General features: G+C 61.7%; 18 protein-coding genes. 15 read left to right on the plus strand and 3 right to left on the minus strand.

The window, feature by feature from the left end:
- Nucleotides 1-10: 10 nt before the first annotated feature.
- On the minus strand, nucleotides 11-1417 hold the full coding sequence (gene gndA / locus IAG25_RS14630; protein WP_187605476.1) for an NADP-dependent phosphogluconate dehydrogenase: 1407 nt from the start codon (nucleotides 1415-1417) through the stop codon (nucleotides 11-13).
- Nucleotides 1418-1698: 281 nt separating this feature from the next.
- Here gndA and IAG25_RS14635 point away from each other — a divergent pair, with 281 nt between their 5' ends.
- From IAG25_RS14635 to IAG25_RS14700, 14 genes are all read left to right on the plus strand, one after another.
- Complete coding sequence (locus IAG25_RS14635; RefSeq protein ID WP_187605477.1) at nucleotides 1699-2040, plus strand: hypothetical protein; 342 nt, start codon at nucleotides 1699-1701, stop codon at nucleotides 2038-2040.
- Between the two features lie 31 nt (nucleotides 2041-2071).
- Nucleotides 2072-3007, plus strand: a complete 936-nt coding sequence (panE, locus tag IAG25_RS14640) for a 2-dehydropantoate 2-reductase (RefSeq protein WP_187605478.1) — start codon at nucleotides 2072-2074, stop codon at nucleotides 3005-3007.
- 426 nt (nucleotides 3008-3433) lie between these two features.
- The gene (locus tag IAG25_RS14645) at nucleotides 3434-3763 is read left to right on the plus strand and encodes a hypothetical protein (protein ID WP_222946500.1); all 330 of its coding nucleotides are present in this window, start codon (nucleotides 3434-3436) and stop codon (nucleotides 3761-3763) included.
- Nucleotides 3764-3834: 71 nt separating this feature from the next.
- Nucleotides 3835-4395, plus strand: coding sequence for a hypothetical protein (locus IAG25_RS14650; protein ID WP_187605480.1), 561 nt, complete (start codon nucleotides 3835-3837; stop codon nucleotides 4393-4395).
- A gap of 87 nt (nucleotides 4396-4482) precedes the next feature.
- The gene (locus IAG25_RS14655) at nucleotides 4483-4821 is read left to right on the plus strand and encodes a thioredoxin family protein (protein WP_187605481.1); all 339 of its coding nucleotides are present in this window, start codon (nucleotides 4483-4485) and stop codon (nucleotides 4819-4821) included.
- 85 nt (nucleotides 4822-4906) lie between these two features.
- A complete protein-coding gene (locus IAG25_RS14660; protein ID WP_187605482.1) occupies nucleotides 4907-5611 on the plus strand; it encodes a FadR/GntR family transcriptional regulator in 705 nt (234 codons plus the stop codon).
- Nucleotides 5612-5632: 21 nt separating this feature from the next.
- Nucleotides 5633-6529 (plus strand): L-threonate dehydrogenase, encoded by an 897-nt coding sequence (gene ltnD / locus IAG25_RS14665; RefSeq protein WP_187605483.1) that lies wholly within the window; start codon nucleotides 5633-5635, stop codon nucleotides 6527-6529.
- Complete coding sequence (gene otnK, locus IAG25_RS14670; protein WP_187605484.1) at nucleotides 6526-7803, plus strand: 3-oxo-tetronate kinase; 1278 nt, start codon at nucleotides 6526-6528, stop codon at nucleotides 7801-7803. Before ltnD ends, otnK begins: the two co-directional genes overlap by 4 nt.
- Nucleotides 7803-8444, plus strand: a complete 642-nt coding sequence (otnC, locus tag IAG25_RS14675; protein ID WP_187605485.1) for a 3-oxo-tetronate 4-phosphate decarboxylase — start codon at nucleotides 7803-7805, stop codon at nucleotides 8442-8444. The genes otnK and otnC overlap by 1 nt, the downstream gene beginning before the upstream one ends.
- 337 nt (nucleotides 8445-8781) lie before the next feature.
- On the plus strand, nucleotides 8782-9570 hold the full coding sequence (otnI, locus tag IAG25_RS14680; protein WP_187605486.1) for a 2-oxo-tetronate isomerase: 789 nt from the start codon (nucleotides 8782-8784) through the stop codon (nucleotides 9568-9570).
- Between the two features lie 14 nt (nucleotides 9571-9584).
- A complete protein-coding gene (gene denD, locus IAG25_RS14685) occupies nucleotides 9585-10550 on the plus strand; it encodes a D-erythronate dehydrogenase (protein WP_187605487.1) in 966 nt (321 codons plus the stop codon).
- Between the two features lie 281 nt (nucleotides 10551-10831).
- Nucleotides 10832-11926 carry a DedA family protein/thiosulfate sulfurtransferase GlpE gene (locus IAG25_RS14690; protein ID WP_375336523.1) on the plus strand — a complete coding sequence of 365 codons (1095 nt, stop codon included), beginning with the start codon at nucleotides 10832-10834 and terminating at the stop codon, nucleotides 11924-11926.
- Nucleotides 11923-13722, plus strand: a complete 1800-nt coding sequence (locus IAG25_RS14695) for an FAD-dependent oxidoreductase (RefSeq protein WP_187605489.1) — start codon at nucleotides 11923-11925, stop codon at nucleotides 13720-13722. Before IAG25_RS14690 ends, IAG25_RS14695 begins: the two co-directional genes overlap by 4 nt.
- Nucleotides 13723-14662: 940 nt before the next feature.
- Nucleotides 14663-15436, plus strand: coding sequence for a DUF7164 domain-containing protein (locus IAG25_RS14700; RefSeq protein ID WP_255503698.1), 774 nt, complete (start codon nucleotides 14663-14665; stop codon nucleotides 15434-15436).
- Nucleotides 15437-15893: 457 nt separating this feature from the next.
- Here the strand turns inward: IAG25_RS14700 and IAG25_RS14705 are convergent, their stop codons facing one another.
- The gene (locus tag IAG25_RS14705) at nucleotides 15894-17297 is read right to left on the minus strand and encodes a heavy metal sensor histidine kinase (protein WP_187605490.1); all 1404 of its coding nucleotides are present in this window, start codon (nucleotides 17295-17297) and stop codon (nucleotides 15894-15896) included.
- A complete protein-coding gene (locus IAG25_RS14710; RefSeq protein ID WP_035511262.1) occupies nucleotides 17294-17965 on the minus strand; it encodes a heavy metal response regulator transcription factor in 672 nt (223 codons plus the stop codon). The genes IAG25_RS14705 and IAG25_RS14710 overlap by 4 nt, the downstream gene beginning before the upstream one ends.
- Before the next feature lie 157 nt (nucleotides 17966-18122).
- Between IAG25_RS14710 and IAG25_RS14715 the strand changes: the two genes are divergently transcribed.
- Nucleotides 18123-18707 (plus strand): cytochrome b/b6 domain-containing protein, encoded by a 585-nt coding sequence (locus tag IAG25_RS14715; RefSeq protein ID WP_187605491.1) that lies wholly within the window; start codon nucleotides 18123-18125, stop codon nucleotides 18705-18707.
- Nucleotides 18708-18710: the final 3 nt, after the last annotated feature.

An 18710-nucleotide genomic window follows, 5' to 3' on the forward strand; every position in this document is an offset into this window, starting at 1 on the left:
CGTCAGTCCGTCACGCCCAGTTCGCGTGAAAACTCCCCGCCTTGTCCACGCGTTCGAACGTATGCGCGCCGAAGAAGTCCCGCTGCGCCTGCACGAGATTCGCGGGCAGCCGCTCCGAGCGATACGCATCGAAATAGGCAATCGCCGACGAGAACGCGGGCACCGGAATCCCCGCCTTCACCGCCGCGACGATCACATCGCGCAATGCGTCCTGATACTTCGCGGCGATATCGCTGAAATACGGATCGAGCAGCAGATTCGCGAGCTGCGCGTTCTTGTCATACGCATCCGTGATCTTCTGCAGGAAGCGCGCGCGGATGATGCAGCCCGCGCGGAAGATCTTCGCGATCTCGCCGTAATGCAGATCCCACTTGTATTCCTCCGATGCCGCGCGCAATTGCGCGAACCCTTGCGCATACGACACGATCTTGCTGAGATACAACGCGCGCCGCACCGACTCGACGAACGCCGTGCGATCGCCATCGAACTTGGGCGCGGGGCCGCTCAACACCTTGCTCGCCGCCACGCGCTGATCCTTCAGCGAAGAAAGCACGCGCGCGAACACGGCTTCGGTAATCAAAGGCAGCGGCGCGCCGAGATCGAGCGCATTCTGGCTTGTCCACTTGCCGGTGCCTTTTTGCGCGGCGCGGTCGAGAATCACATCGACGAGATCCTTGCCGGTTTCATCGTCCTTCTTCGCGAAGATCTTCGACGTGATCTCGATCAGATAGCTGTCCAGCTCGCCCTGATTCCACTCGACATACACCTTGCCGAGCTCTTCGTTCGACAAACCGGCGACGCGCTTCAGCACGTCATAGCTCTCGGCGATCAGTTGCATGTCGCCGTACTCGATGCCGTTGTGCACCATCTTCACGAAATGGCCCGCGCCGTCCGGACCCATGTAGGCGACGCACGGCTCGCCGTCCGGCGCCTTCGCCGCGATCTCGGTGAGAATCGGCGCGACGAGTTCGTAGGCTTCCTTCTGTCCGCCCGGCATGATCGACGGGCCTTTCAGCGCGCCTTCCTCGCCGCCCGACACGCCCGTGCCGATGAAATGCAGGCCCGACTTCGCGAGATCCTGATTGCGGCGGATGGTGTCGGTGAAATGCGTGTTGCCGCCGTCGATGAGAATGTCGCCCTTCTCCAGCAGCGGACGCAGCGAAGCGATGGTCTCGTCGGTGCCGGCGCCCGCCTTCACCATCATCAGGATGCGGCGCGGCTTTTCGAGCGACTCGACGAACTCTTCGAGCGTATAGGTCGGTACGAGCTTCTTGTCGGGATGTTCGGCAATCAGTTCGTCGGTTTTGGCGCGGCTGCGGTTGTAGACCGAAACGGCGTGACCGCGGCTCTCGATGTTCAAGGCCAGATTGCGGCCCATGACGGCGAGGCCCACCACGCCGATAGCTTGTTTGCTCATGCTTGATCTCCGGATGACCGAAGCGGACGCGGCTCGTGGCGCGGCTTCGGGATGAAAACGTGTCGATGGGAGCGGCGCTCGCGTGAGAGGTCGTCTCGGGTTCGATCGGCGGCTCGACGGGCCGTGCGGCGATCCAATCGTCTTGCGCGAGCGCAGACCGCCCCGAATTTACCACTTCGAGCCGCATCCGGCAGGGCGCGCGCCGGACGATCGAGCGCGTGGCGCCTCGCCGTCTTAGAATGAACGCCCGCAACGAGCACGCCGCGAAGGCCACTTGAAACATGCCGCCCTCCCGGCGCGCGCGCAGCCATCATTACTCCGTCTACGTGATCGAACTCGCCGGCGCCGTCTGGAACGAAGCGCGCTTTCGCCGCGCGAATCCGGACTACGTGGTCGGCATGCCGTTCGTCTACGTGGGCATGACGGGCATCGATCCCGACGTGCGCTTCGACAAGCACAAGGCGGGCATCCAGTCGAACCGCTACGTGCGCGAGTTCGGGCTGCGGCTCCTGCCGCAGCTGTACGAGATGTACAACCCGATGCCTTACGACGGCGCACGCGACATGGAAGTGGAACTGGCGATCGGCTTGCGCGAAGCGGGCTATGGCGTGTGGCAGGCGTGAAGCGGTGCATCTGACCAACAAGGAGCAAGACATGCGGATTCTGGTAGTGGGCGCGGGGGCCATCGGCGGATATTTCGGCGCGCGGTTGCTCGAAGCGGGCAGGGACGTGACCTTCCTCGTGCGCGAGCGGCGCGCCGAGCGGCTGCGGCAATGCGGCCTGAAAGTGAAGAGCCCGGAGGGCGATCTCGCGTTCGCCTGTCCGCCGATGGTGCTCGCGAAGGACATCGACCAGCCATACGATCTCGTGCTGCTGAGCTGCAAGGCCTACGACCTGCAAGGCGCGATCGATTCCTTCGCGCCCGCGGTCGGTCCCGGCACCGCGATCCTGCCGCTTCTGAACGGCATGGGCCATCTCGACGCGCTCGATGCGCGCTTCGATCCGGCGAACGTGCTCGGCGGCCAATGCGTGATCGCCGCGACGCTCGACGCCGAAGGTGAAATCCTGCATTTGAACAACATGCATTCGATGACCATCGGCGAACGCGGCGGCGGCCGTTCCGCTCGCATCGACGCGATCGCAGCGCAACTCGGCGGCGCGGGCTTCGATCTGAACGTGAGCGAGGAAATCCTGCAATCGATGTGGGACAAATGGGTGTTCCTCGCGACGCTCGCGACCGGCACGTGCCTGATGCGCGCGCCCATCGGCGACATTCTCGCGGCGCCGGGCGGCGAAGCGTTGCTCGTCCAGCTCTTCGACGAATGCTCGGGCATCGCCGCCGACAACGCGCACGCGCCGGGCGAGCCGGTCGTCGCGCGCGCCCGTGCGTTCTTCTCGGAGCGCGGCTCGCTGATGACCGCGTCGATGCTGCGCGATCTGGAGAACGGCGCGCCGATCGAGGCGGATCACATCGTCGGGGACTTGCTGGCGCGGCGTCGCACGGCGGTCGGCGGCTTGTCGGCGCTGGCGGTGGCCTATGCGCATCTGAAGGCCTACGAGGCACGCCGGACGCGCATGGCGCGCGCCTGAGCACGCACTCCTCGCCACTCGAGCGCCGCCGGAAAGGCGGCGCTTTTTTGTGTCTTGGACATCTCAAAAAATGACAATTCGGATTATTGACTGCCCAAATATTGACGTAGATTGAAGTTCATTGACGTCGATTGACGCTCGTGACAGTCGAGAAGATCGGCGTCGATAAATAATTCCGATTAGATTATTATTATTAAAAGCCCGCTCTTTCGACCGCGCAACGCTTTCAGCAATGCGCGCGAAGACGCTTTGCTTTAAAACTTGTGTTTAAAGATTTACATAATAATCGTGATATATGTCGATCGGTAAAACAATGAGAAGAATATTTCAAAAAAACGAAGAGCCTCTTAACCGGGATATTAATTCGATTTCAAGGAGCGGCGTTGCATGTCAGAGAGACATCAAATGAAAAGCAAAAGTCCGCCGGTGATTCCCTCGCTCATCTGCCCGGGAATGCCATTGAATGGCGCGCAGATCGGCGTAATCGTCCGTATCATCGACTCCGATGCCTCCGTCTATGTCAATTACCTCGTGCAAACGCGTGACGGCACGCAATACTGCGCCCAGATGGACGTCCGGCGCCGGCACAACCGCCACGCGCTGATGCGCCTCGCACTTGAATCGGGACGTTTCGTGATGCTGGTCGGCGGAATAAACAGCTATGTGAGAACGGCGGTCGTCGGTGCTCCCGGTCATGCGCTTGTCGATGGCAGCGGCGATTCTCAGCCGAACGACGCGCGGACGGATCGGCCGTAAATATGCAGTGCCGCGTCGTGAAATAATCCGGACGCGCGCGAATCAATATTCATAAATGAGAAGGGTTACAAGTGAGACAGTTTGATAGTTCGGTCAATCTCAGCATTGTTCAGGGTGGCATTCCACTCACGGGTGTCAAGGGTGGATTTCTCACCCGCATTATCGATTCAAACGATTTCGACAAGGTCAATTTCGTCCTCAAAACAGGCGAGGGCGTCTTGTATTGCGGGCAATTGAATATCGTCACTCACGAGAACCGAAACAAACTCCTGATGATGGCGCTGGATTACGGACTGCCTGTAGCGCTCTCCGGCGACGATTCCGGAGTCATCACCGGACTCGCCGTTGCACCGAGCGATTCGCCGATTCCGTCCCTGAGTTCCTCGTTTCTGAAATTGCAGGACAGCCGCACCGGCATGGTGGTGAGAATCGTCGACAAGGATCAAATCTCGGCGATCACCTATGTGCTCCAGACGAGCGACGGCTCGCGGTACTGCGCGCAGATGTGGCCCAACAGGGACAACTACGACAACCGAAACAGCCTTTTCATGATGGCGCTGCGAATGAACATCCCGGTGACGATCACGGGCGGCGCCAATCACGAGGTCACCGGGATCGCGATCGGATCGTAATATCCCTGCTCCGCGTCCGCCCGCTTTGGCACGCAGGCAAGCTTTCTGCTAATTTCATCGGCACGAAAGAGAGCAAGGACGAGCGTCATGAGCATGAATATCGAATACGCGAAGACCGCGCCCGGACGCGCGGATATCGATGCGCTGAGCGGCCCGATGGTCGTCGAATTCGGCACCGACTGGTGCGGCTTCTGCCGCGCGGCGCAGCCGCTGATCGCGCAGGCGTTCCAGGGTCACGGTGCGGTGAAGCACATGAAGATCGAAGACGGCAGCGGCCGCCCGCTCGGCCGCTCGTTTCGCGTGAAGCTCTGGCCGACGCTCGTCTTCATGCTGGGCGGCAAGGAAGTCGCGCGCCTCGTGCGCCCCGGCGATGTCTCCGAAATCCGCGACGCGCTCGCGCTCATCGACGAGCCGCTCGCGCAGTAGACCGCTCTGAGGGTTATTCCCCGGTCAACGCCTTTATCGAAACTTGTATGATGACCCGATGACCTTACGAGCCTCGTCGAGTCGAATGTTCGAGAAGATTCCGCCGCGCGCGCTGTCCGACACGGTTGCGCAGCAATTGCAGAAGTTGATCGAGAAGGGCAGTTTCGCCGCGACCGGCAAGCTGCCGACCGAGGCTGTGCTCGCGCAGGAATTCGGCGTGAGCCGCACGGTGATCCGCGAAGCCATTTCGCGGCTGAAGAACGAAGGCATGGTCGAGCCGCGCCAGGGCAGCGGCGTGTTCATCGTGGAGCGGGCGGGCATCCGGCCGTTGCGCATCGATTACGCGCAGGCGATCGAGCCGGGCGCGGTCGTGCAGATTCTCGCGCTGCGCCGGGCGATCGAGGCTGAAGTCGCGTCCGAAGCCGCGCAGCGCCGCACCGACGAACAACTCGCCGTCATCGAAGACACGCTCGCGCGCATCGACGAAGCGGTGCGTGCGGGCAGGAATGGCGTCGAGGAAGACGTCGCGTTCCACCGCGAGATCGCGAACGCGACGGGCAACCCGTACTTCCTGAAAACCCTCACCTTTCTGAACCAGTATCTCGAAGCCGGCACGATCGTCACGCGCGGCAACGAGGCGCTGCGCGAGGACTTCATGCGGCAGGTGCGCGAAGAGCACGCGGCGATTGTCGAGGCGATCCGCTCGCGCGATGCCGCTGCCGCGCGCAACGCCGCGCAGACCCATCTCATCAACGCCGCGCGCCGTCTGACGGAAGCCGGCATCTGCTAATTCATCGGGACGAGAAACGCTATGACGAGAAACGTGGGAGTCATCGGTCTGGGCGCAATGGGCATGGGCGTCGCGCGCTCGCTGTTGCGCGCGGGCTTCGCCGTGCACGCGTGCGATGTGAGAAAGCCCGTGCTCGATGCGTTCGCGGCCGAAGGCGGCATCGCGTGCGCATCGCCGGCGGAGTTGGGCGGGAAGTGTGAAGTCGTGCTGACGGTCGTCGTCAATGCGGCGCAAACCGAAGCCGTGCTGTTCGGCGAGAACGGCGCGATAGACGCGATGAAGCCCGGCAGCGTCGTGCTCGCGTGCGCGACGGTATCGCCGCAAGTCGCCGCGGACCTCGGCAAACGCATCGGCGAAAAAGGTGTGCTGCTGCTCGACGCGCCCTTGTCCGGCGGCGCGGGCAAGGCCAATTCCGGCGAAATGACGATGATGACTTCCGGCCCTGCCGATGCCTATGCCGCGTGCGAGGACGTGCTCGATGCGATCGCGGGCAAGGTCTATCGCCTGGGCGACGCGCACGGCGCGGGCTCGAAGGTGAAGATCATCAATCAGCTTCTCGCGGGCGTGCATATCGCTGCGGCCGCCGAAGCGATGGCGCTCGGCCTGCGCGAGGGCGTCGATCCCGATGCGCTCTACGATGTCATCACGCACAGCGCCGGCAACTCGTGGATGTTCGAGAACCGCGTGCCGCACATTCTGTCGGGCGATTACACGCCGCTCTCCGCCGTCGATATTTTCGTGAAGGATCTCGGCCTCGTGCTCGATACCGCGCGCACGTCGAAATTCCCGCTGCCGCTTTCGGCGGCGGCGCACCAGATGTTCATGATGGCGTCCACGGCGGGCCACGGCAGCGAGGACGATTCCGCGGTCATCAAGATTTTTCCGGGCATCGAAATTCCGAAGGGAGCGAAGCAATGACGCAAGCGGCGCAGGCACTGCTCGGCTGTATCGCCGACGATTTCACCGGCGCGACCGATCTCGCCAACATGCTCGTGCGCGGCGGCATGCGCACGGTGCAGACCATCGGCATTCCCGAAGCGGGCGCGCGGATCGACGCGGACGCGATCGTCGTCGCGCTGAAGTCGCGCACGATTCCCGCCGACGACGCCGTGCGCCAGTCGCTCGACGCGCTCGAATGGCTGCGCGCGCAGGGTTGCCGCCAGTTCTTCTTCAAGTATTGCTCGACGTTCGATTCCACCGACCGCGGCAACATTGGCCCCGTTGCGGATGCCTTGCTCGATGCGCTGAAGGACGATTTCACGATCGCCTGCCCCGCGTTCCCGGAGAACGGCCGCACGATCTTTCGCGGCAATCTGTTCGTCGGCGATGTGCTGCTGAACGAGTCGGGCATGGAGAATCATCCGCTCACGCCGATGACCGATCCGAACCTCGTGCGCGTGTTGCAGCGTCAGACGAAATCGAAGGTCGGCCTGATTCGCTACGACACGATTGCGAAGGGCGCGGACGCGATCCGCGCGCGCATCGACGAGTTGAAGAAGGATAGCGTGCGCCTCGCCATCGCCGATGCCGTGTCCGACGCCGATCTCCACACGCTGGGCGCTGCGTGCCGCGATCTCGCGCTGATTACGGGCGGCTCGGGCATCGCGCTCGGGCTTCCGGAGAACTTCCGCGCGGCGAATCTGCTTGCACACGCGGAACATGCTGCCGACCTGCCGAAGATCGAGGGCAAGTCGGTGGTGCTGGCGGGCAGCGCATCGAAGGCGACCAATGCGCAGGTTGCGCACTGGCGTGAATCGAAGCCGGGATTCCGAGTCGATCCGCTGGCGCTTTCGCGCGGCGAGCCGGTGGTGCAAAACGCCGTCGAATTCGCGCGCAAACACGACGAGCCGGTGTTGATTTACGCGACTTCATCGCCTGATGAAGTGAAGGCGGTGCAGAAGGAACTGGGCGTCGAGAAGGCGGGACAACTGGTCGAAGATGCGCTTGCGTCGATCGCGCGTCAGTTGCGTGACGATGGCGTGCGCAAGTTCGTCGTCGCGGGTGGTGAGACCTCGGGTGCGGTGGTGCAGGCGCTCGACGTGCGTTCGTTGCGCATCGGGCTGCAGATCGATCCGGGCGTGCCGGCCACGCAGTCCATCGGCGCGAATGCTGATGGGTCGCTCGCCCTCGCGCTCAAGTCCGGCAATTTCGGCGCGACCGATTTCTTCGAGAAGGCGCTGAAGGCACTGTGATGGCGACGACCGAAAACTCCATTCGCGAAGAGATTTGCATCACGGGCAGGAGCCTGTACGAGCGTCGATATACGGTGGGCAGCGCGGGCAACATCAGCGCGCGGCTGGATGACGGCTGGCTGATTACGCCGACGGACGCGTGCCTTGGCCGCCTCGATCCGAACGACATTGCGAAGGTGGATTGCGAGGGCAATCATGTGTCGGGCGGACGGCCGTCTAAGACGCTGGCGCTGCATCGCCGTATTTACGAGAGCAATGCCGAAGCGCGTGGCGTGGTGCATACGCATTCGACGCATCTGGTCGCGCTGACGCTCGCGGGCGTCTGGAAAAACGACGATGTCTTGCCGCCGATCACGCCGTACTACGTGATGAAGGTAGGACATGTTCCGTTGATTGCGTATCGCCGACCGGGCGACGCGGCTGTGGCGGAGGAAGTGGCGGCGCTGGCGTCGAGCGTACGCGCGGTGCTGCTGGAGCGACTCGGACCGGTGGTATGGGAAAAATCGGTGTCGCACGCGAGCTACGCGCTGGAGGAGTTGGAAGAGACGGCGCGGCTATACCTATCGACAATGCCGCGCCCCGAGCCGTTGCAGGAAGCGGCGATAGAGGATTTGAGAAACACGTTCGGCGCCCGCTGGTAAAGGCAAGAGCACCAAAAAGAAAACCCGACGGCAGCGCGAAGCGCGGTGCCGGATGAATGACTGCGAACCAGCGCGCCAAAACGTTTAGCGCGTCAGACCGTGCGCGAGCCAAGCCCGGTAAGTCCTTCGAGGGCGACACTTAGGCGAGTACCAAGGTCGGCTGGCAAGCATGTCTAACGTGCGTGTGACCGCGGGCGTGAGAGAGCTGTTTCTTTGGTTACTTTCTTTGCAGCAGCAAAGAAAGTGACTGCCGCCCCGCACAGGGGCAGAGCCAATAGACCGACACGAAAACAGGATTCCGCGAAACAACCCGAACCGAAAGAAGGAGCACAAGCAAATGCCAAAATTCGCCGCAAACCTGACGATGATGTACACGGAACATGCATTCCTGGACCGCTTTGCAGCAGCATCGAAAGACGGCTTCAAGGCGGTTGAATTCCTGTTCCCATACGACTTCGCAGCGAAAGACATCGAGCAGCGCCTAAAGGACAACAACCTGACCCAGGCGCTCTTCAACGCCCCGCCGGGCGACTGGTCGAAGGGCGAGCGCGGCATCGCGTCATTGCCGGGACGAGAAGACGAGTTCAGACAGAGCGTCGCGAAAGGCCTCGAATACGCCGCCGTGCTGGGCAACAAGAAGCTGCACGTGATGGCGGGCCTGATCGCCCCGGATCAGCCGCGAGAGCAACATCGCGCGGTATACAAAAAGAACCTCGAATACGCGGCGAAGGAAGCGCAGAAGGCGGGCATCGGCATTGTGATCGAGCCGATCAACACCCGCGACATCCCCGGCTTCTTCCTGAACCGTCAGGACGACGCACAAGCCATCTGCGACGAAATCGGCGCGCCGAACCTGCAAGTGCAGTTCGACATCTACCACTGCCAGATCGTCGAGGGCGATATCGCGATAAAGCTGAAGCGCGACATGAAGCGCCCGAACGCGGGCATCGGCCATATCCAGATCGCGGGCGTGCCGGAGCGTCACGAGCCGAGCATCGGCGAACTCAACTATCCGTATCTGTTCGAGCTGATCGATTCGCTCGGCTACGAAGGCTGGATCGGCTGCGAATACAAGCCGAAGGCGGGGACGTCCGAAGGACTCGGCTGGCTCAAACCTTATCTGTGAGAGGAAGCGACCCAATGAAGATTCTCATCACCGGCGGCGCCGGCTTTCTCGGCCAGCGTCTCGCGAAACGCCTTCTCGAGCGCAACGAACTCAACGGCAAGCCGGTCACCGAACTGGTGCTGCTCGATGTCGCGCGCCCGAACGACGAACGCCTGCTCGCCGACAAACGCGTGCGCGCCGAAACCGGCGATATCTCCGATCCCGCCGTGCTGCAACGCCACATCGACACGCAGACGGAAGCCATCTTCCATCTGGCCGCGATCGTGAGCGGCCAGGCCGAAGCGGACTTCGATCTCGGCATGAAGATCAATCTCGACGCATCGCGCGCGCTGCTCGAAGTGTGCCGCGCGGCGGGCCACAAGCCGCGCGTCGTGTTCACGAGCTCGGTCGCGGTGTACGGCGGCGTGCTGCCCGATGTCGTGCAGGACGACACCGCGCTCAATCCGCAATCGTCGTACGGAACGCAGAAAGCGATCGCCGAGCTGCTGCTCTCCGACTACGCGCGGCGCGGCTTCGTCGATGGCCGCGTGCTGCGCCTGCCGACCATCAGCGTGCGGCCCGGCAAGCCGAACGCGGCGGCTTCGTCGTTCGCGAGCGGCATCATTCGCGAGCCGCTGAACGGCGAGCGCTCGACGTGCCCTGTCGATGGCGACACGCGCGTCTGGCTGCTTTCGCCGAAGAGCGCGATCGAGGCGCTGATCGCGGGCTGCGAGATCGATCGCGCGAAGCTCGGGCTGCGGCCGGTCATCAATCTGCCGGGCCTGTCGGTCAGCGTGAACGAGATGGTCGCGGCGCTGCGCGAGGTAGCGGGCGAGGACGCCGTGCAGCGCATCGACTGGCAGCGCGACGAGCGCATCGAGAAGATCGTCGGCAGTTGGCCGGGCGCGTGGAACACGGCTCGCGCGGAGCAACTGGGCCTCACGGGCGACAAGAATTTCGCCGATGTGATCCGCGCCTATATCGCCGACGAGCGCGGCTGAATCCCACACTTTGCGCGGTCGATCCTTTCCGCACCGGGCATCGCGCGCGCGATGCCCGCGTCCCGCGCGCCGGTCATGCTTACATACGCATTTCCGGGCTACACTTATCCCTTAAATGTGACGAACGTCGGCCGGGCGCCGCGTGCACCGCGTTGAACCACGAGCGGTCGCAAGCTCGTATCTCTTTCGCTTTCGTGCTTTTCGCGCCTTCGCAGCGCCGGTTTCCCGGCGCGCGTCCCGTCGTCCTGTGAACACACCTTCCCGCGCGGGAGATTCCCATGCTGTTGCATCAGCTAGTCGATCGATTCGGCCCGGCGATCGTTTTCATCAACGTGATGGGCTCGGCACTCGGGCTGCCCGTGCCCGCGATGCCGACGATGATCATCGTCGGCGCGTCCATCGCGCTGATGGCGGTGAACGGCGGCGCGTTCTGGACGCCGCTCCTGGGCGTGCTGTGCATCGCGGTGGCGGGCGGCGTGCTCGGCGATCTCGTCTGGTTCCAGGGCGGGCGCAAGTACGGCGACAAGACGCTCAAGACCATCTGCAAGCTGTCTCTTTCGCGCGATACCTGCGTGAAGAAGACGGAGCGTTTTTTCGGCCGCTGGGGCGTGCGCATTCTGCTCGTCGCGAAGTTCATCCCCGGTCTGTCGCTCGTCTCCGTGCCGCTCGCCGGCGCGATGGGCGTGAAGCTGCGCAGCTTCATCGCGCACGACGGCGGGGGCGTCGCGCTGTGGGGCGCGGTCGGACTGACCGTCGGCGTCATCTTCGCGGCGCAGCTCGAAATGGTGTTCGCGATGATCTCGCAGCTCGGGCGGCAGGCGGTGGTCGTCCTCGCGGTGTTGCTCGCCATCTATGTCACGTATCGCTGGTGGCGGCGCCGCGCGCTCATGGCGACGCTGGAAAAGGCGCGCATCAGCGTGGACGAGCTTTATGCGCTGATGAACGACGAGCCGCTTCCCGTGATCTTCGATATCCGCTCGCCGGAAAAGCGCATGCTCGATCCGGCCGCGATTCCCGGTTCGCTCTTCGCCGACGAGCGCGATCTCGCGAGGATCATCGAGAACTACGACAAGTCGCGCAAGGTCGTCATCTACTGCTCGTGTCCGAACGAAGTGTCGGCGGCGTGGATGGCGAAGACGATGCGCAACGCGGGCTTTAGGGACGTCGTGCCGCTCACGGGCGGACTGGACGCCTGGCGGCTCGCCGGATTCGATGTCGCGACGCTGACCGAGTTCGGCGAGCTCGCGGCGACCACGCCCGAGGAGGTCGCGGAAATGGCGGCGATGTGCCCCTGGCCGGTGAAATCGGCGGCGGCGTCGTCCGCGGGTTCGGCATCCCTGCATGAAGCTGGTTATCCACACGGAGATCGCGCATGAGCACAACGCCGTTCAACGAACCTGGTCAAGGCATGCCGAATGTCGTCGCGTGGAGCGCGCGCGAGCCGCTGGAGAGTTCCAATCCGAACGTCGTGGCATCGCCGGCCGCTGCCGCCGCGTCCGACGACAGCGCGCCGTTCTCGCCGCTCGAAACGCGCGCGCACCAGATGTTCCCGCGCCTGACGGACAACGAGATAGAGCGCATGAGCCGCTTCGGCACCGCGTCGCACTGGCGTCAGGGCGAGTGGATGTTCCGCATGGGCGAGACCGGGCGCGGCATGGTGATCGTCCTGAAGGGACTCGTGCGCGTGACGCGCCGTAACGCGCTCGGGCAGGAGCATCTCGTCGTCGAGCACGGGCCGGGGCATTTTCTGGCGGAAGTGGCTCAGCTTTCGGGCAAGCCCTGTCTCGTCGATGGCGTCGCCGCCGAGGATGTCGACGGCATCGTGATTCCGCCGGAGCGTCTGCGGGCGCTGCTCGTCGCCGAAGCGGAACTGGGCGAGCGCATCATGCGCGCGCTGATCCTGCGGCGCGTCGGGCTGATCGAAAAGGGCAGCGGGCCGGTGCTGCTCGGCCAGTCGGACGATGGCCGTCTGGTTTCGCTGCAAGGCTTTCTGCGGCGCAATGGTTATCCGCATACGGTGATCGACGCCTGCACCGATCCCGATGCGATCTCGCTGCTCGAACGCATCTCGGCATCGACGTCCGATTTTCCGCTCGTCATCTGCCCGGACGGCACGGTGCTGCGCGCGCCTACCGAGAATCAGATCGCGACGCAGCTCGGCTGGCTGCCCGAGTTCGATCCGGCGCATGTCTACGATGTCGCGATCGTCGGCGCGGGGCCAGCGGGTCTCGCGACGGCGGTGTATGCGGCGTCCGAAGGCTTGTCGGTGGCGGTGTTCGATTGCCGCGCGCCGGGCGGGCAGGCGGGCGCGAGTTCGCGCATCGAAAATTATCTCGGTTTCCCGACCGGCATCTCGGGGCAGGCGCTCGCCGGGCGCGCGTTCGTGCAGGCGCAGAAATTCGGCGCGCATATCGCGATTCCGACCAAGATCAAGGCGCTGCATTGCGATTGCAATCCGATCCAGATCGAACTGGAGAACGGCACGCGCGTGACGACGCAGACGGTCGTAATCGCGTCGGGCGCGGCGTATCGGCGGCCGGACATCGCCGGGCTAGAGCGTTACGAAGGGCACGGCACGTATTATTGGGCATCGCCGGTCGAGGCGAAGCTGTGCAAGAACTCGGAAGTCGTGCTGGTCGGCGGCGGCAATTCGGCGGGACAGGCGGTGGTCTATCTCGCGACGCATGCGAAGCACGTGCATGTGCTGATTCGCGGCGCGGGGCTTTCGGCGAGCATGTCGCATTATCTGGTGGAGCGTATCGGCTCGTTGCCGAACGTCACGGTGCGCACGCATACGCAGATCACTTCGCTCGATGGCGACGGCCGCGCGCTGACCGCCGTCAATTGCAAGACGCCGGATGGACCGCTCACGATCGACTCGCGGCATCTGTTTCTTTTTACCGGCGCGGACCCGAATACCGACTGGCTGCGCAACTGCAATGTGAATGTCGATGGCAAGGGTTTTGTGCTGACCGGGCCCGAGGCGCATGAGGGACGCACGGAAGGCGTGATGGCGCTGGAAACCAGCGTGCCGGGGGTTTTCGCCATCGGCGATGTGCGGTCGAGTTCGACGAAGCGTGTGGCGGCTGCGGTGGGGGAGGGGGCGGCGGTTGTGTCGCAGATTCATGGGTTGTTGGCGAGGCGGGAGGCGTTGGGTGTGGCGGTAATGTGAGGGTTTTTGTTTTTGATTTCGCCGGATCCCGGTTTCGCGGTGGTCTATTAGCACTGCCCCTCCCCGGGGCGGGGGTCACTTTCTTTGCTGCTGCAAAGAAAGTAACCAAAGAAAGCAGCTTCTCACCGCCCGCGGTCACACGCAGTTTGGCCATGCTTGCCAGCCCGCGGTGGCCCTCGCCTAAGTGTCGCCCTCGAAGGCCCATTCGGGCTTGGCTCGCGCACGGTCTGACTCGTCGCATCGCTTGCTTCACTGGTTCAGCACGAAATAGCTCCGGCCCGCTGCGCGGCCGACTGGTTTATCGGGTCTGCGCGTGCTCTCTTGCTGACGCCGCCATCTGATTTTGGTGGGCGCCGAACTTGACAATCCGCGCGGCGCTAAATCCAAGATACAGGAAATATCGTGAAGGACTGCAAATTCAAGCAGTCGTCTAAGGACTACCTATCGGCCGTAATTTCGAGTTCTCCAGCGATCGATCAAGGCATAACGAATTCTATCAAGGCCCCATGTGAAATTATGAACGTTGTAGTCATCGTTGAACGGCACCATTTCGTTAGTGCGGGTCGTTACCGTAAACATTGCAGACTCCCTTATTTTTACCTACTGTTGTTGATGGAAGTGCGACAGCTCTGCTGTTCCTAAGGCTAGTTTTCAGAAAGGCATTGCACTGTTAATGTTGAAGCGATCTACCGCCCCATCCTTGAGCGCTGAAAAACGGGTGGGATAAGATGACTCCGATTTTTTTCATAACCAATGGCTCATCCTTTGGCCCGCTATACACGGGCTGCTCGCGTGGTTAAGATGGGTTCTCGACGGTTAAGGAAGCTGAATATGAGATTGCCCAGACTAGGGGTTTTGGTTTACGTTGACGATAACGATGCAATGGTTCAGGAGTTCTTTTGGCTTTATAAGAGTCTGATTTACTCAAAAGTTTTAAACGATGATAGTGGCAGTTTGTCATCCGTCCGTACGCAACCGACTTCCGGTCGATTCAAAAATTATTGCAATAGAGAAACTTCCGTTTTCCAGCCTTCACGAACGGTGGGGCGACTATAAATTCATCAATTCAGTCGGCAATCTTGCGGATTCAGAAGTCTTAGCCGTCTGCAAAAAATTCGACGTAGTTTTGAAAACTGACTGCGATACATTCGTAACTCAGGCGATGAAATCATTCCAGCCGACTGGCTTGTGCTTCGGCTTCGGTGCGTATGCTTACGAGGATTCTGTTCGCGTGAAGCTTGCTGAATGTAGTCGACGATGGGGCTATCCGCACAGCGGCTTGCATAACGTCGGGGCCTCGGTGCTGGGTCCTTCGGAAATGGTCTGCAATTATCTGCAGTCTCATATGGAGTGCTGCGACCGCCTGCTAGAGGAAGAGTTTAAGGATTTTCGAGGCGAGTGGCCCAACTGGTCGAAGCAAGTCCTGTCGATGTACGCCGGGGAACTTGCGCTTAGGTTGACCTACCCGCAAGCCAATTCTGTTGGCTTGCTTGATCACTTCACCACTGCAGAAAGACGGATAGGAAGTGACGTGTTGCACATCCATGCATGGCACACGGACTCTTATTGGTCAAAGCATCATTTTCGTGAGGGGAAGTATGCCGAAACGAAGTTGGAAGATATTGATCGGCATACCCTGGGCGGCTATTGTCACTGGCTTGCTGCCGCCGACGTGGAGCAAGTAAGACACGCCGCGAAAATGCAGGGCGCATAGGAAGTGTCGGGCCGGGCAATATTGCGGTTGTGACTTCCTGAAATTGAAACGAATCGAACTGCGCGAAATAGTCAACGAGGTCCGCGCACTTGCAAGGCCGCAGTAGACAGCGTATGCGTGTGCGCATCGATATCCTCGGTCACTGGATCAACGTAGCCGGTGAACCCAACGGCAGCGCGAAGCGCAGTGCCGGAACTCTTTCGTGCTGAACCAGCGCGCTAAAACATTCGGTGCGGCAGACCGTGCGCGAGCCGAGCCCGGTTATGCTTGTGAGGACGACACTTAGGCGAGTGCCATCGACGGCTGGCAAGTATGGCCAACGTGCGTGTGACCGCGGGCCTGAACGAGCTGTTTCTTTGGTTACTTTCTTTGCAGCAGCAAAGAAAGTGACTGCCGCCCCGCACAGGGGCAGAGCCAATAAACCGACACGAACACAGGATTCCCCGAAAAAAAAACTTCAAGAAGGAAAAGAAGGAAACAGCAAAGAAAACTCGATCCATCCATCACGAGTGCAGTCAGCGGTCACACTACCGCCATGCAACCCCATGATTGCCTGAACGATCGACAACCCCAACCCGCTCGATTCCGTGAACTCACTACGCGCCGCATCGCCACGATAAAAGCGGTCGAAGAGCTTGGCAAGCTCCTCTTGCCCGATCCGCGGCCCGCGATTACCCACAACGATACGCGCGCCGTATTGATCCGCATGTCCGCTCAGCCGCACAACGGTGCCAGCCGTCGCATATCGCACCGCATTCACGACCACATTACCGATGGCCCTGCGACACATGATTGCATTCGCAGACATTTCGCCGTCGGCGTCGATTTCAAAGGTGATGCGACGTTCATCGGCAATGCCTTCAAAGTACGCGCCGATGGTTTCGAGTTCCTCGCGTATATCGAGCCGTTCGCGCTCGATGCGCTGCTGCCCATGATCCGCCTGCGCAAGGAACAGAATGTTCTGTGCGATGCGCGCGAGCCGCTCCAGCTCCTCCAGATTCGATTCCAGCACACCGCGATATTCGCCGACATTGCGCTCATGTGCGAGCGCAACCTGCGTCTCGCCGATCAACACGCCGATCGGCGTCCGCAATTCATGCGCGAGATCCGCGGAAAATTGCAGCAGGCGTTCATAACCGTGTTCGAGACGATCGAGCATCGCGTTGAACGATGCCGCAAGGCTCTGCAATTCGGCGGGCGCATGCGCGACATCGAGCCGTGCCGAAAGCCGGTTAGGCGTGATTTCCGCGGCCTTGTCGGCCATCGCCTTGAGCGGCATGAGCCCGCGGCTCGTCACCCAGTACGCGAGCAGAAGCGTCACGAGCACCGCGCCGATCACCGTGATCCACACGCGCTCCAGATACGCCGACAAGACAATCGCTTCCTGCGTCATCACGTGCGCCGCGATGATCTCGACCACTTCGCCACTCTCGCCGATACGCGCCTGCGCACCGACCCAGCGCATGCGCACGCCATCCGCACGCGAGCCTTCGTACAGATCGTCGAGCCCGATAGCGCGCGTCATCGGCACGATATGCAACGGCGGCAATGGCATCCGTTCCGGATTCACGTTGATGAAAGGCGCCGAACCCGCACGCCGGAAGAAGATGACGTCCTGCCGGTCGCCGAGCATCGTTTCGAAAAGCTTCGGCCGCGCTTCGATTTCCTTGATCGTGTAGAGGTCGTGCAGCAGCGAGCGGAAATGCTCGACGCGTGCGATCAACTGATAGTCCGCACGCGTGGACAGCGCGCGATTCGTCGCCTGATAGAGCGACGCGCCGACCATCCCGACCACGACACACACGATCACGGCGAAAGAAAGCGCAATACGTACCGCAAGCGAACGCGAAGGCCGGTTCAAGGATTCTCCCCGAACGAATAGCCGATGCTGCGCACCGTGTGGATCAGCTTCGGATCGAACGCGTTATCGATCTTCGCGCGCAGCCGCTTCACCGCGACATCGACGACATTGGTGTCGCTGTCGAAGTTCATGTCCCACACTTCCGATGCGATGAGCGTGCGCGACAGCGCCTCGCCCTGATGCTTGCAAAAGAGATGCAGGAGCGCGAACTCCTTGTTCGTGAGCGCGATGTCGAGGCCCTTGCGCGTCACCTTGCGGCGCAGGACATCGACATGCAGATCCGCGATCTGAAACGTATCCGATTCGCGCATCACGCCGCGCCTGAGCAGCGTGCGGATACGCAGCACGAGTTCGGTGAAGGAAAAGGGCTTGACGAGATAATCGTCCGCGCCGAGTTCGAGTCCGTGAATGCGGTCCGTCACGTGATCGCGCGCAGTGAGAAAAATGACAGGCAGGTCACGTTTCGCGCGCAACGCCGACATCACCTGCCAGCCGTCGATGCCCGGAAGCATCACATCGAGCACGATCAGCTCGTACGGGTTCGCGAGCGCCTGATGCAGGCCGTCCGTGCCGTTGCGCACGAGCTCGACCTGATAGCCGGACTCGATGAGCCCTTTCTTCAGGTAATCGCCGGTCTTGCGGTCGTCTTCGATAACGAGGATGGTCATGCTCGTGTTGCGTTCGATGGATTGCCGTCATTCTAGCCAGAGCCCATGCGTGTCTCGCCAAAGATGACAAAAAAGTCATCGAGAGGTCATCGATCGATCAGCGGCGCGTCGCTACCATGCCTGACGAAAACTCAATCGAATCGCGAGGCTCGACGACGTGCAAGTACAACCGTTATGGCTGCGCATCACGCACTGGCTCAACGCGTTCGCCGTGTTGATCATGGTGACGAGCGGCTGGCAGATCTACAACGCATCGCCGATTTTCAAATCCATTACGTTCCCGCCCGCCGTCACGCTCGGCGGCTGGCTCGGCGGCGCGCTGCAATGGCATTTCGCGGCGATGTGGCTGCTGGTCGCGAACTTCATCGTCTATGTTGCGATGAACCTTCTCACCGGCCGCCTGCGTCGGCGCATGTTCCCGCTCTCGATCAAGAGCATCGCCACCGACGCGTTCGCCGCATTGCGGGGCAAGCTCGGCCACGACGATCTCACGCACTACAACGCCGTACAAAAGTTCGCGTATCTGGCGGTGATCGTGGACATCGTGATCGTGATCCTGTCGGGTCTCGCGGTATGGAAGTCCGTGCAGTTTCCATTGCTTCGAACGCTAATGGGCGGCTATGACGATGCCCGTGTCGTGCATTTCTTCGGCATGAGCTTTCTGGTCGCGTTCGTCGTGGTGCATATCGTGATGGTGGCGCTCGTGCCGCGCTCGCTCGTGATGATGATTCGAGGTCGTTAAGCC

It is taken from the genome of Caballeronia sp. EK, assembly GCF_014384845.1.
Lineage (GTDB): Bacteria > Pseudomonadota > Gammaproteobacteria > Burkholderiales > Burkholderiaceae > Caballeronia > Caballeronia jiangsuensis.